Below are 14,976 nucleotides of genomic sequence, written 5' to 3' on the forward strand. Positions count from 1 at the left end.
CGCATCTCGTCCTCCCTGCCGTGCGCACGCAGGATGTCCCCATCCTTCTCACCCACAGAATGTCCTCATCCTTCTTATATGATGCCGCAGGAAGTGGGCAGCAGGGACCGGTTCCGCGAGTACGTTTGCCCCATGCACATTCGTCCCACCGATCGTGAGAACTACCGCGACATCCCGGTCGAGGCCAACCCCGTGTTCTGCCGGCCCGGCGAAGCGACGGCATTCTCCCGCTACGAAATGCCCGCCGACCCCTCCCTCCCTGAGACCGCCTATCAGATCGTGCACGACGAGGCGATGCTCGACGGCAACGCGCGACTGAATCTCGCGACCTTCGTCGGAACCTGGATGGACGACCACGCCAACCGGATCTATCTCGAGTCGGCCGACAAGAACATGATCGACAAGGACGAGTACCCGCAGACCGCGGCCATCGAAACCCGTTGCTGGACAATCCTTGCCGACTTGTGGAACGCCCCCGATCCGGGAAAGAGCATCGGCACGTCGACCATCGGGTCGTCGGAGGCGGCGATGCTCGGCGGTCTCGCACTCAAGCGCCGGTGGCAGGAAGCGCGCAAGGCCAAGGGCCTCGAGGGCGGCACCCCGAACTTGATCATGTCCTCGGCGGTGCAGGTGTGCTGGGAGAAGTTCTGCAACTACTTCGAGGTCGAGGCGCGTTACGTCCCGGTCACCGACGAACACCCGACCCTCGACGGTCACGACCTGGCCGACTACGTCGACGAGTACACCATCGGCGTCGTCGCCATCATGGGCGTCACCTACACCGGCGCCTACGAACCGGTCACCGCGATCTCCGACGCCCTCGACGAGATCCAGAAGAACACCGGACTCGACATCCCGATCCACATCGACGGCGCGTCCGGAGCGGCGGTCGCCCCGTTCCTGCAACCGAACCTGCCGTGGGACTTCCGCGTCGAGCGCGTCCACTCGATCAACATGTCCGGCCACAAGTACGGATTGGTCTACCCCGGCATCGGCTGGGTGGTGTGGCGCGATCGCTCACTCCTGCCGGACAGCCTGGTGTTCGACGTGACCTATCTCGGCGGCCACATGCCGACCTTTGCCCTGAACTTCTCCCGGCCCGGCTCCCAGGTGCTGCTGCAGTACTACCAGTTCCTCCGCCTCGGCTTCTCCGGATACCGTGCGGTGCAACAGAATTGCCAGGATGTGGCCACCTACCTGTCGGCGGCGATCGGTTCGATGGACCAGTTCGAGCTGATCAGCGAGGGCACCGACATCCCAGTGTTCGCCTGGCAACTCGCCAAGGGAACCTCCGAGAACTGGGATCTGCACAGCCTGTCGTCGCAGCTGCGGCAGCGCGGCTGGCTGGTCCCGGCATACCCGATGCCCGACAACCTGTCCGACCGCACCGTGCAACGCATCGTCGTCCGCAACGGCCTCTCCCGCGACCTCGCGACCAATCTGCTGCAGGACATCAAGGAGTCCGTCGTCTACCTCGACAACTTGGACGCCCCGATGCCGACACCGTCGACGACGAGCAACTTCCATCACTGACTAGATCGGCAGCGAGTTGGCGAAGTCGAGGATCTGCTGTTCGGTCAGTTTGATGGCGCCGGCGATGATCACGGTCGAGAGTTCCTGGGCCGGGTCGTCGGAGATCTTGAACATGCCGCGGCCCTTCACCGGGTCGATCGTGGCCGTGCCATGCTTCCAGCTCACCGGGTGACCGGTCTCGGCCTCCTTCGAGAAGGCGGCATTGCGCGCGTCCTGGTTCACGTACCAGGTCAAGGCGAAGTTGCGTTCGAGTCCCTGTGTCGCACAGCGGATACGGGCGACGGTGCGCTGATTTCCGTTGCCGTTCTCGGCCGGGCCTCGCTCGTCGAGGGACGGCACGATCATCCAGACACACCGAGTGCCCTCGAACGAGGACGCGATATCGGGGGCCTGCGGCACCAGGTCGGGGAACTGGCCGACGAGCGGCGCGTACAACCCCCAGCCGGCACCAGCCGCGATCGACTCGGATTCGCTTGCCGCAGAATCCCTGTCGTCCTTGATGGCGAAAACCCGGTAAGAATGCTCACCTTTGGTCACGGTGATGTCGGTCGCGGTGGTGTGGGGTCCGCTGTACACGACGACGTCGTCACGGACGAGCCGATATCCGCTCGCACCATCGACCGACTGCCACGTCGCCTTGACCCGTCCCGGTTCCTTGGTGAGCTCCAGTCCGGTCGGGGCATCGGGTGCGCTCGGGGTGTCCAGGGCACGGACGCCCAGGTACGCACCGGCGAGTGCGACGACGGAAAGCACTGCGATCACCGCGACGCCCAACCAGCGTCGGGGCTTGCGTGGCACAACGGGACTGGCGGACACCGGCGTCGGGTAACTGATCTGCGGACCGGGGTGTGTCATCAGATCGGCAGCTTCCGCATGAGGTCGGCCGCCTGCTTCGGCGTGCCGTCCGGGTAGAAGATCTGCACGTAGGTTCGCGCGCGCGGGCCCGAACTGAAGGCGAGCGTGGCCGAGCCTCCGTTGAATCTGTCGGCTCCGACGTACAACGTCCCGATGTTGCCCTGGGTGGTCGTGAACGGCTGCGGCGAAAACCGGTAGGTTCCGATCTTCACATCCGTCGACGTCGCCTCCGGGCTGTCGAAGGCGAATATCGAGATCTGGTAGATCTTGGTGGTGTCGTCGGCCTCGTACTTGTTGCAGTCGATCGTCTTCTGGGTGTTCTCCGGGAACGCGAGACTGCCGCCACCACCGGAGCAGGTGATCTCGTCAAACGTGTTGGTGCTCAACGGAGTCACCGGAATCAGATCCGGGTACAGGTCGGCCACCCACTGCAGTTCACCCCACGTCATGTAGACCGTCACCTCGTCGGAGGCGAGGGAGAACTCCGATCCGGGGGCCGAATCACTGCGCGCGGCAACGGTGTACGTGTACTTACCGGGAAGCGGCAGCGGCGCCGCATAACTCGTGCCGGGGCCGGTGTAGATCTCCTGATCGTTCTGCTTCACCACATAGGACGACGCCCCGCCGACACTGTTCCAGGTCAGCTCCACCGCCCGGGTGGTGACCTTGGCGTCGGGCCGGCCGGGCGTCTCCAATCGTCCTGCGTCGGGCATCAACAGCGCGACCAGAGCCCCGACCAAGGCCGCGGCCAGCACGATCGCCGTGCCGATCAGCGCGAGTCGGCGTGGCTTGCGAGGCGGCGCCGATGGCGGCGACACCGGCCCAGAGTTCCAGACGCCCACCGGTTGGACGGTCGGCGACGACGGATATTGCGGTGCGGTCGGCCATGCACCGGGCGTGGCCTGGGCAGGTGCTGGTGCTGGTGTTGGTGGCGGCATCGTCGGCGTGGGCCCGACCAGCGTCTTGCGCGTGTCGAAGGCGTCACCGAGCGCGGTCGCGAAATCTCGGGCGCTCTGGAATCGGTGGTCGGGGTTCTTGGCGACCGAACGCTGCAGCACCGGGTCGACGCCCGGCGGCAGGGTGCGGTTGCGTTCGGTCGCCCGAGGCGGTTCGGCGAACATGTGGGCGCTCATCAGCCCGTGCAGCGATGGCGCCTCGAACGGCGGTGCGCCGGTCAGCAATTCGTACGCGGTGGCGCCGAGCGAATAGATGTCGCTGCGGAGATCGACCCGGTGCCCGCCGATCTGCTCGGGCGACGAGTAGCGCATCGTGCCGACCGTGGTGCCCGTGCCGGTCAGCGACGTCACCTCGTCGAGGGCCTGCGCGATCCCGAAGTCGGTGAGTTTCACCGCATCCGGGACCATCGCATCCTCGCCGGGAGTGACCAGGATGTTGGCCGGTTTGATGTCCCGGTGGGTGATGCCGCGGCGGTGCGCGGCGTCGAGACCCGCCGCGGCGCCGTTGACGATGGCCATGGCCAAGCGCGGATCCAACGGTCCGAGGGTGTCGACCAGGTGCCCCGCGTCGGTTCCCGGCACCAATTCCATGGCGATCCAGAGCCGGCCGTCGTAGACGCCGCGGTCGTACACGGCGACGATGTTGGGGTGATTGAGCGGGGCGACCAGATCCGCCTCGCGCTCGAAGCGGGCACGGAACACCGGATCGGTGGCGTGCGCCGACCGCAGCACCTTGATCGCGTCGGCACGTGGCAACCGCGGATGGGCGGCCTTGTACACCTCACCCATGCCGCCGTGACCGAGTACCTCCAGCACCCGGTACCCGGCGATCAGATCCCCAACCTGGTACATGCCCTACTCGACCGATCCTGCCTTCATACCCTGCCCGGGCGACGGCCGACGTCGGCAATCAACCCGGTGAGGTGCACAATCTTGCCCCATCGCACGCTGAATCCCCAACCCGCGAACCAATAGCCGGCGTCCCGCAGTGTATAGAATGAGATACATGCCGGCTCGCAATCCCGAGATCCCGCCCACCACCGAAAAGGTGCTGGCCACCATCGGTGGCGCGCTACGTGCGCGACGCCTGGATCTCGGCATAAGCGCAGTGACCACAGCCGAAGCCGCCGGAATGTCACGCGTCACCTTGCATCGGATCGAGTCAGGCGCGCCGTCTGTGACGATCGGTGCGTACCTGAATGCGGCCACCGCTCTGGGCTTGCAATTGGCAGTCGTCGAGCCGGGCGACCATTCGGCGTCGCCAACCCCGTCGAACGCGAGCGGAGAGGAAGCGACCGCCCGCATCGGCGACTACCGACAACTATCGGCGATCGCATGGCAACTACATGCCGACACCGAGATCAGCGAGTTGGACGCTCTCCGGCTGTACGAACGCAACTGGCGACACGTCGACCAGTCCGCGATGAGCGATGAGGAGCGCGCGTTTGTGCAGCGTCTTGCCGACGCGTACAGCGGAGGAGTTCTGCTTGTTTGAGCGCCCGCACCACACCCGGATCGCCGCTGTCCTCGAGGCACTTCGACGCCGATCTGCTCGCGGCGTCGAAGTGCTACTTCGGGGGCGGCACCGCAATCGCCCTGCGCCATGGCGAGTTCCGTGAGTCCCGAGAGATCGACTTGATGGTCTCCGACAAATCTGGCTATTTCGACCTCCGCGAGCGAGTTCGCGGGGCAGATGGCTTGAATGCGCTGACCAGGCTGCCCTTGAAAACCCTTCGCCCGGTCATCACCGACCAGTACGGCATCAGGACCGTGGTCGACATCGAGGAAGAGCCGATCAAGTTCGAAATCGTCTTCGAGAACCGGATTCCCCTCGATGAACCCGAGGCCGACGATGTCTTCTGCGGGGTCACGACGCTGACAGCGATGGACATGGCCACCACAAAGCTCCTGGCGAACTCTGACAGATGGGCAGACCGGTCGGTTTACAGCCGGGACCTCATCGACCTTGCGATGATGCAACCGACCCACGACCTGATGCGCCATGCGACAGCGAAGGCCCAAACGGCCTACCGGTCGGCGGTGGTGAAGGACTTGAACAAGGCGATCGACGACCTGCGGGGCAATCCCCACCGGTTGGACGACTGCATGCGTGCATTGCACATGACCCGGACGCCGAAAGCCGTCTTGTGGGAACGGATCATCAATTTGGCGGCGTGAGGTGATCGCGCCCGAGATCAACCGACCGGCCCCGTCGAACTAGAACACGTTCTAGTATCACCGTCATGACAGCAGTGTTCGACGCCGACGAACTCGACCGCGCCTTCCTCGACTTCCAGCGCACCGTCGCCGAGATCGCGGTCAGCCGGGATTGGGATCGCTTCGCCGACATGTTCACCGAAGACGCGCACTACATCGAGCATGCACTCGGCACGATGCGCGGCCGCGAGGAGATCCGCGCCTGGATCTGGAAGACGATGACGGCGTTCCCCGGCAGCCACATGACCGGCTTCCCGGCGTTGTGGCACGTGGTCGACGCGCCGACGGGTCGGGTGATCTGCGAGGTCGACAACCCGATGCGAGATCCGGGCGACGGAACCCACATGACCGCGACCAACATCACCATCCTCACCTACGCCGGCGACGGACTGTGGTCGATCGAGGAGGACGTCTACAACCCCCTCGAATTCGGTATCGCCGCGATGCGGTGGTGCGAGAAGGCGCGCGACCTGGGCACTCTCGACGACGCCGCGCGCACCTGGATGGAGACGACCGGCGAGATGTTCGCACGATCGGCCGGACGCGCGTAGAGTCGGCCGAGTTAGGGTGACCTAACACACGTTCGGTTCTGCGCGACGAGGCGTAACGTCGGGGACTCAAGCTACGACACCGTAAGCATCGACTTGGGCGTGTCCGATCGGTGCCGTAGGCTTGACCTTTGATCAGCGGTGCCCGGAGTTCGACGGGGGAGCATCCTGGCACCGGATGGTCGGCCCGACGTCCAGGCCGGCAACACGAGCAGTCGAGACACGCGAAACCACCCGGAGGAATATCAATGGCACGCGACCTCACCCAACTCGAACTCCTCCAAGAGCTCGAGACGGTGGCCGAGGACAACGTCAATCGGCACCTCAAGACCGCCAGGGACTGGAATCCGCACGATTACGTGCCGTGGGACGAGGGCAAGAACTACGCCGCGCTCGGCGGCGCGGACTACGACCCCGAGAATTCACAGCTCGACGAGGTGGCCAAGGCGGCCATGATCACCAACCTCTTGACCGAGGACAATCTGCCCTCCTACCACCGCGTCATCGCCGACAACTTCTCCATGGACTCCGCCTGGGGCCACTGGGTCGGCCGCTGGACCGCGGAGGAGAACCGCCACGGCATCGTCATGCGCGACTACCTCGTCGTCACCCGCGGGGTCGACCCGGTCGCCCTCGAAGAGGCGCGCATGATCCACATGACCAACGGCTACGACCCGATGCTCGCCGCCGCCGGCCGCACCGAAGAGCTCGAGGAGTACGCCGACGAACTCGGCATCCTGCACTCGGTTGCGTACGTGACCTTCCAGGAGCTGGCCACCCGCGTCAGCCACCGCAACACCGGCAAGGCCTGCAACGACCCGATCGCCGACAAGATGCTGCAGCGCATCGCGGCCGACGAGAACCTGCACATGATCTTCTACCGCAACATCTGCGGCGCGGGCATGGACATCTCGCCCGACCAGACGCTGCGCGCCGTCACCGACATCGTGACCAACTTCCAGATGCCCGGCGCCGGCATGCCCAACTTCCGTCGCCACGGCGTGCTCATGGCCAAGCACGGCATCTACGACCTGCGTCAGCACCTCGAAGAGGTCATCCAGCCGGTCCTGCGCAAGTGGAAGGTCTTCGAGCGTGAAGACTTCACCAGCGAAGGCGAGAAGACCCGCGAGGAGCTCGCCGCCTTCCTCGAGCAGCTGGAGAAGGACACCGTCCGCTTCGAGGAGATGCGCGACCGCGCACTCGCCCGCGAGGCCAAGAAGCGGGAGCAGCAGGCGTCCTGAGCACCGCTGTAACAACAACCGTCACCGACGCAGCACCCCCGCTGCCTGAGGTGCGAGCCTGCGAGCCTCGAAGGCCTGGCGACTGTGCGTCACCAAGCCCTTCGAGGCTCGTCGCTAGCGCTCCTCGCACCTCAGGGAGCGGTGAAGGCACCTCAGGGAGCGGGAAGTTGCGCATCGGATCGATCGAACTGGCGAGTCCGGTGGTGCTCGCTCCGATGGCCGGCGTCACCAACGTCGCGTTCCGCACCCTGTGCCGCGAGCTCGAGATCGCGCGCGCCGGCACGGTGTCGGGCCTCTACGTCTGCGAGATGGTGACGGCGCGGGCGCTGGTCGAACGGCATCCGGTGACGATGCACATGACGACCTTCGCGCCGGAGGAGTCGCCGCGGTCGATGCAGCTCTACACCGTCGACCCCGAATACACCTATGCGGCCGCGAAGATGATCGTCGACGAGAATCTCGCCGACCACATCGACATGAACTTCGGCTGCCCGGTACCGAAGGTGACCCGCAAGGGCGGCGGCTCGGCGATCCCCTACAAGCGCACGCTGTTCCGCAAGATCGTCGCGGCCGCGGTCCGTGCCACCGAGGGCACCGACATCCCGGTCACGGTGAAGTTCCGCATCGGCATCGACGACGACCACCGCACCCACCTCGACGCCGGCCGGATCGCCGCCGAGGAAGGCGCGAAAGCCGTTGCGCTGCATGCCCGTACCGCGTCACAGCGGTATTCCGGCCAGGCCGACTGGGACGAGATCGCCCGGCTCAAGGAGCACGTGACCGACGTTCCGGTCCTCGGCAACGGCGACATCTTCGAGCCGGCGGATGCCGTGGCGATGATGGCGCAGACCGGCTGCGACGGCGTCGTGATCGGCCGCGGCTGCCTGGGCCGGCCCTGGTTGTTCGCCGAATTGGCCGCAGAACTGGGCGGATTCGCCGCGCCGGAACCGCCGACCCTCGGCGAGGTCGCCGACATCATCGTCCGGCACTGCGAACTCCTCGTCGCCCATCACGGAGAGATGAAGGGCTGCCGCGAGATTCGCAAGCACGTCGCCTGGTACCTGCGCGGGTTCCCCGCCGGCTCCGACATCCGACGCCGCATGGCGCTGGTGGAAACGGTCGATCAGCTCCGCGAACTCGTCGGGTCGCTGCCCGCCGACGCGCCGTTCCCCACCGACGGTCACGGCCCGCGCGGACGACAGGGCTCGCCCGCGAAGGTCGCGCTGCCCGACGGCTGGCTCGACGATCCGTACGAAGACGTCGTCCCCGCCGGCGCCGAGATCATGCACTCTGGCGGCTGACGCCTTTACCAGCGCAAACACTGGTTGCGATCGTTGTCACACACCGCTGTGGCTGAGATGGCTTCTCAGGTGCGATCAGTACTATGACCCGAAAGGTCCCGGCCGACGGGACCATGTAATGGTGCGCGCCGCAGCGTAAGACCCCAGTAGAGCGGCGGCGCGCATTCCACGTTCGGGGTCGCGAGGAAGCCACGTGAGTCGTTGGACATCAGGACCCGACGGTCCGGAGCCGGATGCCGGGGGCAGACGCCCCCGTCGCAGCCGTCGCGCCGGACGCGACCGGGACGCCAACGACTTTCGCGAGAAGTTCGGCGACAAGACACCGACCAGCGATCCGACCGCCCCGAACACGACGCCGCCACCGGCATCGGCCGCCCATCCGAGCCTCCGGGAACCCCGCGGATCAGACCGTTACGTGCGAGGACGCACGCGGCTGACCGTTCGCGAGCTCATGGAGCAGATGAATGCCGAGGAGCCGCCGCGACCGGCGGCGCCCACCCCGGCCCCTGCACCACCACCTGCACCGCGACAGCCCGCCCCGGACGAGAACCCGACGGCGGCTCATCGGTTCGACAACGACGCGACCCAGAAGATCCCGACGGTCACCGGCGACGCAGGCGTCGACCTGTCCGATCGCACCACCGCCAAGCGCGCCATCGCCGAGTCGCGTGCGCAGGAAACCCATGCCGCTCCCCTGCAGCCCACCCCGGACCTCAGCGCGCAGCTCCCCACCCGGTCCACACCCAAGCGCCACCCAGAGGACCCCGAGCGGCGCCGATCGGTCGCGCGGCGCGCCACCATCACCGGACGTGTGCTGGTGGCCCTGGCCTGCGTGTGCGCCTTGGTCGGCACCGGCTTCGCCTGGGGCTACCTCAAGCATTGGAACGGCAGCTGGCGAACCATCGCCGCGATCGACCCCGACGACAAGAACATCCGCAACAAAGACGCGCAGTACGGCGACGAGACCTACCTGATCGTCGGCACCGACACGCGCGGCGGCAAGAACTCCAAGGTCGGTGCCGGTGACGACACCGAGATCCAGGGCGCCCGCTCCGACACCGTCATCCTGGTGAACATCCCGGCCAATCGTGAACGCGTGGTGGCTGTTTCGTTCCCACGAGACCTCGCGGTCGACCGGCCCGAGTGCCAGCAGTGGGACAACTCCAACCAGTCCTACGGCGACACGCTCTATGCGGCGTCCGGCGTCAAACTGAACAGCGTCTACGCCGAGGGCGGCCCGTCCTGTCTGGTGCGCACGCTGACCGCGATGAGCGGCCTCAACATCAACCACTTCATCGCGATGGACTTCTACGGATTCGAGAAGGTCGTCACCGCCGTCGGTGGTGTCGAGGTGTGCTCGACCACCTCGCTCTACGACTACGAACTCGGCGACATCCTCAAGCGACCCGGAAAGCAGAAACTCAAGGGACGCAAGGCCCTCAACTATGTGCGGGCCCGGACGATCGCGTCGGAGGGCAACGGCGACTACGGCCGCATCAAGCGCCAGCAGCTGTTCATGTCGTCGCTGCTGCGCTCGACGCTGTCCGGCGACGTGCTGTCCAATCCGAGCAAACTCAACAAGATCATCAACACGTTCATCGACTACAGCCTCGTGCAGAACGTGAACACCGAGTCGTTGCTGGACCTCGCCGAATCGATGCAGGGCATCGAAGCCGGCAAGGTCTCCTTCATCACCATCCCGACGACGGGCACCGCCACCGACGGCAGCAACAACGAACTGCCGAACACCGAGGGCATCAACGCGATCTTCAACGCGATCATCGACGACCAGGCACTCCCGCGGGAGACCGGGCGTAAGTCGGCGCCGAAGAAGAGCACGACCACCACCGACAACACCGCCGGAAGCACCACCACGCCCGACACACCGAGCCGGGTCACCGCGACCGCGCAGAGCCCGGCCAACGTCGGCGTGCGGGTGCTCAACGGCAGCGGCCAGACCGGTCTGGCGGCCGGGGTCTCCGAACAACTCGCCGCACAGGGGTTCGACGTCCGCGGTGTCGCCGACGCGTCGGAGAGCCGCGCGGACACCGTGGTCCGTTACGGACCCGGTCAGCAGGACGCGGCGGCAACGCTGGCCGCGACGATTCCGGGTGCCACCATTCAGTCCGACCGCACGGTCCGGTCGGGTGTGGAGGTCATCTTGGGAAGTGGCTTCACGGGAAGCGTGGGTAGCGCACCGGAAGCCGGGAGCACGCTGACGGTGAACCAGTTGCCGCCGTCGGTGCGGGTCAACAACCTGCCCAACGACCTGGCCATCACCAACGCCGGCGACACCACCTGCGCGTAGCCGGACGAATACTGCCGAACAGACTCGTACGCCCCCGTTCACGGTGTGTTCATTGCGCCGGCTCGGGGAATACCAGCCAGAACACGTAAACTTGGCCTATGCGTACCGCCTACCATGAGCAGCTCGAGGCGCTCAACAGCATCCTCGGAGAGATGTGTGAACTCGCCGGCGCGGCGATGGCCCGGGCCACCCAGGCTCTCCTGCAGGCCGACCTCGCCGTCGCCGAAGAGGTCATCACCGACAACGACCGCATGAGCGAGCTGTCGGCGCGGGCCGAGGAGCAGGCGTTTGCCCTGCTCGCACTGCAGGCCCCGGTCGCGGGCGACCTGCGTGGGATCGTCAGTGGCTTCCAGATCGTCGCCGATGTCGACCGCATGGGCGCGCTCGCCCTGCACGTCGCCAAGATCGCCCGACGACGCCACCCCGCCAAGGCCCTTCCCGAAGAGGTCAACGGCTACTTCGCCGAGATGGGCCGGCTGGCCGTGAAGCTGGCACACAACGCTCGCGAGGTGCTCAACACCCAGGACCCCGAGGCCGCGGTGCGACTGCAGGAAGACGACGACGCGATGGACGACCTGCATCGTCACCTGTTCACCGTGCTGATGGACCGGGAATGGAGCCACGGCGTCGCCGCCGCCGTCGACGTGACCCTGCTCGGCCGCTTCTACGAGCGCTTCGCCGACCACGCCGTCCTCATCGGGCGTCGCGTCGTCTTCCAGGCCACCGGCCAGACCCCCGAGCAGTACCAAGAGGTTTCCTGACGCCGGTGCGGTGTGCTCGTCGACACGGGGCCGTTCACACTGTGAGCGGCCCCGCTTCGATTTCACCTGCGGACTCACCCGGCGTTAAGGTGGCCGAATGGGTCTCCACTATCCAACCGAGCCCGACTTCAACGCGGTGTCCGAGCACGACGCGGAAGCTGCCGCGCACCGGCGCCAGATCATGACCTACCTGGGCGTGACCGCCTCACTGGTCGCGCTTCTGGTGATCTTGCTGCTGAGTATGTAGTTCCCTACCGCTCCCTGAGGTGCGAGCGAAAGCCCCACCGCTCCCTGAGGTGCGAGCGAAAGCCCCACCGCTCCCTGAGGTGCGAGCGAAGCGAGCCTCGAAGGGTCCTGGTGAGACAAGAAATGTCATCTCACCAGGGGCCTTCGAGGCTCGTCGCTAGCGCTCCTCGCACCTCAGCCGGCGGGAGGGGTCACCCCAGCCGGCGGGTGGGTCTGCTCAGCCGAAGCGACCGGAGATGTAGTCCTCGGTCTCCCGCTTGAGCGGGTTGGAGAACATCGTCTCGGTGTCGTTGATCTCCACGAGCTGCCCCGGCTGCCCGATGCCCTCGAGGTTGAAGAACGCGGTCTGGTCACTCACACGCGCAGCCTGCTGCATGTTGTGGGTGACGATGACGATCGTGTACTCCTTCTTCAGCTCGCCCATCAGATCCTCGATGGCCAGCGTCGAGATCGGGTCGAGGGCGGAGCAGGGCTCGTCCATGAGCAGCACGTCCGGCGACACCGCGATGGCACGCGCGATGCACAGACGCTGCTGCTGACCGCCCGAGAGACCACCGCCCGGCTTGTCGAGGCGATCCTTGACCTCTTCCCACAGGTTGGCGCCGCGCAGGCTGCGCTCGGCGACCTCGTCGAGCTCCGACTTGCCACGGACTCCCTGCAGTTTGAGGCCGGCCACGACGTTGTCGCGGATCGACATCGTCGGGAACGGGTTGGGGCGCTGGAACACCATGCCGATGGTGGAGCGGACGCTGACCGGGTCGACGCCCTTGCCGTAGATGTCCTCACCGTCGAGCAGGACGCTGCCGGTCGCGTAGGCGCCGGGCGTCACCTCGTGCATGCGGTTCAGGGTCCGAAGCACCGTCGACTTGCCGCAACCGGACGGCCCGATGAAGGCGGTGATGCAGCGCGGCGGCACGTCGAGGGTGACGTCCTTGACCGCGTGGAAGCTGCCGTAGTAGATGTTCAGGTCTTTGATGTCGAGCCGCTTGGCCATTGCTGTGTTCCGATCTGTGTGAGCCGCTCCCTGAGGTGTGAGCGGAGCGAGCCTCGAAGGGTCAGGAGGTCTTGGGGGCGAAGATCTTGGCCACCCACTTGGCGCTGAAGTAGACGAGGGCGACCAGGATGACGAGGGTCAGGGCCGCACCCCACACCAGGTCCAGGGCACCGGGCCCGTTGTTGTACTGCTGCACCATCATCAGCGGCAGCGATTCCTGGTTGCCGTCGAAGGGATTCCAGTTCATCGCCCGCGTCGACCCGACGAGGATCAGCACCGGCGCGGATTCACCCATGACGCGGGCGATGGCGAGCATGACGCCGGTGATGATGCCCGACATCGCGGTCGGCAGGACGACCCGCAGGATCGTCTTCCACTTCGGAATGCCGAGGGCGTAGGCTGCCTCGCGCAGGTCCTGCGGGACGATCTTGAGCATCTCCTCGGTGGCACGGACCACCAGCGGCACCATCAGCAGCACCAGCGCGATGGCGACCACGAAACCCGATCGCGGCAGCCCGAGCGTCGTGCGCCACACCGCGTACACGAACAGTGCGGCGACGATGGACGGCACACCCGAGAGGATGTCGACCATGAAGGTCGTGGTGCGGGCCAGGACCGACTTACCCGTGCTGTATTCGACCAGGTAGATCGCGACGAAGATGCCGAGCGGGATCGAGATGATCGCCGCGATCGCCGTCTGGATGAGCGTGCCGACGATGGCGTTGGCGGCGCCGCCCTTCAGCTCGGGCTTGGTCCACCATTCGGGGTCGAGGATGGGTTCGATGCCATTGGCGACCAGCGTCACGACCAGCCAGACCAACGGGACCAGCGCGACGCCGAGCGACGCAATGACCAGGATCTTGACCGAACTGTCGGTCAACCGTCGACGCGCGGACAGCGGCGTGAAACCGGACGGGCGCTTCTTGACCGGGTCGGTCGACGTCTCGGTGGTGACGCTCATATCACTTCTTCTTTCCGGTGATGACGGCGCGAGCTGCCGCGTTGACGATGAAGGTCAAGACGAACAGCGTCAGACCCGCGGAGATGTAGGCGCCGGTCTTGGCCGGCGAGTCGAACTCCGCCGCGTTGTTGGCGATCTTGGTCGCGAACGTCTCGCCGCTCTCCATCAGGTTGAAGTCCATCGGGCCGACGGTCGAGATGATCAGCAGCAGGGCCATCGTCTCGCCGAGGGCGCGACCGAGGCCGAGCATCGAACCGCTGATGTAACCGGAGAAACCGAACGGCATGACGGCGAGCTTGACGACCTCGAACTTGGTCGCGCCCAACGCAAGTGCCGCTTCGCGATGCCCCTTGGGGGTCTGCATGAAGACCTCGCGGGTCACCGCGGTGATGATCGGCAGGATCATCACCGCCAGGACGATGCCGGCGGTGAGCAGCGTGCCGCCGGTCGACATGTTGGCCACCTGGGTGGGCTCCTGGAAGAACGGCAGGAACCCGAGATTGGCGACCAGCCAGTTGTTGACCGGAACCAGCGCGGGCCCGAGCACCAGAATGCCCCAGAGGCCGTAGACGATCGACGGGACGGCCGCGAGGAGGTCGACGGTGTAGGTGACCGGTCCGATCAGACGCTTGGGCGCGTACTCGGTGAGGAAGATCGAGATCGCCAGGGCGACCGGCATCGCGATCAGCAGCGCGATGATCGACACGACCATCGTGGCGTAGAAGAGCTGCGGGATACCGAAGGCGAGTTCGCTGCCCGAGGTGACCCACGGGCCGGAGTAGGTGAAGAAGTTCTCGGAGTTCTTGGCAAGCGACGGGGCCGCTTGTGCGATGAGGAATATCGCGATCAACCCGATGACGATCGACACCACGAAACCGGAGCCGACCGCCAGGGAGCGGAAGATCTGGTCGGCGAGCCGGTGGTGTGCTGCGGCGTGCAGGCCGCCGGGCTGTTTGTCGTCGGGCGTGGGCACCGGTGAATCGGAGCCGTCACCCGGGGGTGGCAGGGCGCCCTCTTCTTTACTGATGGAGGTCATGCGTCCTTCTGAATCGGCT

General features: G+C 66.0%; 14 protein-coding genes. 9 read left to right on the plus strand and 5 right to left on the minus strand.

Annotated elements, in window-relative coordinates; translation table 11 throughout:
- Nucleotides 1-132: 132 nt before the first annotated feature.
- Nucleotides 133-1,533, plus strand: coding sequence for a glutamate decarboxylase (locus ACWDTF_RS01005; protein ID WP_240861319.1), 1,401 nt, complete (start codon nucleotides 133-135; stop codon nucleotides 1,531-1,533).
- Here ACWDTF_RS01005 and ACWDTF_RS01010 read toward each other — a convergent pair whose 3' ends face one another.
- Nucleotides 1,534-2,388, minus strand: coding sequence for a fibronectin type III domain-containing protein (locus tag ACWDTF_RS01010; RefSeq protein ID WP_355274037.1), 855 nt, complete (start codon nucleotides 2,386-2,388; stop codon nucleotides 1,534-1,536).
- Nucleotides 2,388-4,196: a protein kinase domain-containing protein gene (locus ACWDTF_RS01015; protein ID WP_433256288.1), complete on the minus strand. Its 1,809-nt coding sequence runs from the start codon at nucleotides 4,194-4,196 to the stop codon at nucleotides 2,388-2,390. Before ACWDTF_RS01015 ends, ACWDTF_RS01010 begins: the two co-directional genes overlap by 1 nt.
- 154 nt (nucleotides 4,197-4,350) lie before the next feature.
- Here ACWDTF_RS01015 and ACWDTF_RS01020 point away from each other — a divergent pair, with 154 nt between their 5' ends.
- The 8 genes from ACWDTF_RS01020 to ACWDTF_RS01055 all read left to right on the plus strand — a co-directional run bounded on the left by ACWDTF_RS01020 (nucleotide 4,351) and on the right by ACWDTF_RS01055 (nucleotide 11,967).
- Nucleotides 4,351-4,839: a helix-turn-helix domain-containing protein gene (locus ACWDTF_RS01020; protein WP_355279825.1), complete on the plus strand. Its 489-nt coding sequence runs from the start codon at nucleotides 4,351-4,353 to the stop codon at nucleotides 4,837-4,839.
- Nucleotides 4,836-5,522: a nucleotidyl transferase AbiEii/AbiGii toxin family protein gene (locus tag ACWDTF_RS01025; RefSeq protein ID WP_355279828.1), complete on the plus strand. Its 687-nt coding sequence runs from the start codon at nucleotides 4,836-4,838 to the stop codon at nucleotides 5,520-5,522. The genes ACWDTF_RS01020 and ACWDTF_RS01025 overlap by 4 nt, the downstream gene beginning before the upstream one ends.
- Nucleotides 5,523-5,587: 65 nt before the next feature.
- Nucleotides 5,588-6,112 carry a nuclear transport factor 2 family protein gene (locus tag ACWDTF_RS01030; RefSeq protein WP_240861333.1) on the plus strand — a complete coding sequence of 175 codons (525 nt, stop codon included), beginning with the start codon at nucleotides 5,588-5,590 and terminating at the stop codon, nucleotides 6,110-6,112.
- 245 nt (nucleotides 6,113-6,357) lie between these two features.
- A complete protein-coding gene (locus ACWDTF_RS01035) occupies nucleotides 6,358-7,350 on the plus strand; it encodes an acyl-ACP desaturase (protein ID WP_240861335.1) in 993 nt (330 codons plus the stop codon).
- A 215-nt stretch (nucleotides 7,351-7,565) separates the two neighbouring features.
- Nucleotides 7,566-8,651, plus strand: a complete 1,086-nt coding sequence (gene dusB / locus ACWDTF_RS01040; RefSeq protein ID WP_240861405.1) for a tRNA dihydrouridine synthase DusB — start codon at nucleotides 7,566-7,568, stop codon at nucleotides 8,649-8,651.
- A gap of 193 nt (nucleotides 8,652-8,844) precedes the next feature.
- Complete coding sequence (locus ACWDTF_RS01045; RefSeq protein ID WP_433256291.1) at nucleotides 8,845-10,959, plus strand: LCP family glycopolymer transferase; 2,115 nt, start codon at nucleotides 8,845-8,847, stop codon at nucleotides 10,957-10,959.
- Between the two features lie 98 nt (nucleotides 10,960-11,057).
- Entirely contained in the window at nucleotides 11,058-11,720 is a 663-nt protein-coding gene (phoU, locus tag ACWDTF_RS01050) for a phosphate signaling complex protein PhoU (protein WP_240861341.1), read from the plus strand.
- 97 nt (nucleotides 11,721-11,817) lie between these two features.
- A complete protein-coding gene (locus ACWDTF_RS01055; protein ID WP_240861344.1) occupies nucleotides 11,818-11,967 on the plus strand; it encodes a hypothetical protein in 150 nt (49 codons plus the stop codon).
- Between the two features lie 216 nt (nucleotides 11,968-12,183).
- On the opposite strand, the gene pstB is transcribed toward ACWDTF_RS01055, so the two are convergent.
- From pstB to pstC, 3 genes are all read right to left on the minus strand, one after another.
- Nucleotides 12,184-12,960: a phosphate ABC transporter ATP-binding protein PstB gene (pstB, locus tag ACWDTF_RS01060; RefSeq protein WP_355274918.1), complete on the minus strand. Its 777-nt coding sequence runs from the start codon at nucleotides 12,958-12,960 to the stop codon at nucleotides 12,184-12,186.
- 61 nt (nucleotides 12,961-13,021) lie between these two features.
- Entirely contained in the window at nucleotides 13,022-13,921 is a 900-nt protein-coding gene (pstA, locus tag ACWDTF_RS01065) for a phosphate ABC transporter permease PstA (RefSeq protein ID WP_449753852.1), read from the minus strand.
- Nucleotide 13,922: 1 nt separating this feature from the next.
- Nucleotides 13,923-14,957: a phosphate ABC transporter permease subunit PstC gene (gene pstC / locus ACWDTF_RS01070; RefSeq protein WP_240861351.1), complete on the minus strand. Its 1,035-nt coding sequence runs from the start codon at nucleotides 14,955-14,957 to the stop codon at nucleotides 13,923-13,925.
- Nucleotides 14,958-14,976: the final 19 nt, after the last annotated feature.

This window comes from Gordonia sp. NPDC003422 (genome assembly GCF_053588675.1).

Excerpts from the sequence above, each read along its gene's own strand:
- ACWDTF_RS01020 (WP_355279825.1), top strand. The coding sequence starts at position 4,351 with ATGCCGGCTCGCAATCCCGAGATCCCGCCCACCACCGAAAAGGTGCTG.
- ACWDTF_RS01035 (WP_240861335.1), top strand. The coding sequence starts at position 6,358 with ATGGCACGCGACCTCACCCAACTCGAACTCCTCCAAGAGCTCGAGACG.
- ACWDTF_RS01005 (WP_240861319.1), top strand. The coding sequence starts at position 133 with ATGCACATTCGTCCCACCGATCGTGAGAACTACCGCGACATCCCGGTC.
- dusB (WP_240861405.1), top strand. The coding sequence starts at position 7,566 with ATGGCCGGCGTCACCAACGTCGCGTTCCGCACCCTGTGCCGCGAGCTC.
- ACWDTF_RS01015 (WP_433256288.1), bottom strand. The coding sequence starts at position 4,196 with ATGTACCAGGTTGGGGATCTGATCGCCGGGTACCGGGTGCTGGAGGTA.
- phoU (WP_240861341.1), top strand. The coding sequence starts at position 11,058 with ATGCGTACCGCCTACCATGAGCAGCTCGAGGCGCTCAACAGCATCCTC.
- ACWDTF_RS01010 (WP_355274037.1), bottom strand. The coding sequence starts at position 2,388 with ATGACACACCCCGGTCCGCAGATCAGTTACCCGACGCCGGTGTCCGCC.
- pstB (WP_355274918.1), bottom strand. The coding sequence starts at position 12,960 with ATGGCCAAGCGGCTCGACATCAAAGACCTGAACATCTACTACGGCAGC.
- ACWDTF_RS01030 (WP_240861333.1), top strand. The coding sequence starts at position 5,588 with ATGACAGCAGTGTTCGACGCCGACGAACTCGACCGCGCCTTCCTCGAC.
- ACWDTF_RS01055 (WP_240861344.1), top strand. The coding sequence starts at position 11,818 with ATGGGTCTCCACTATCCAACCGAGCCCGACTTCAACGCGGTGTCCGAG.
- pstA (WP_449753852.1), bottom strand. The coding sequence starts at position 13,921 with ATGAGCGTCACCACCGAGACGTCGACCGACCCGGTCAAGAAGCGCCCG.
- pstC (WP_240861351.1), bottom strand. The coding sequence starts at position 14,957 with ATGACCTCCATCAGTAAAGAAGAGGGCGCCCTGCCACCCCCGGGTGAC.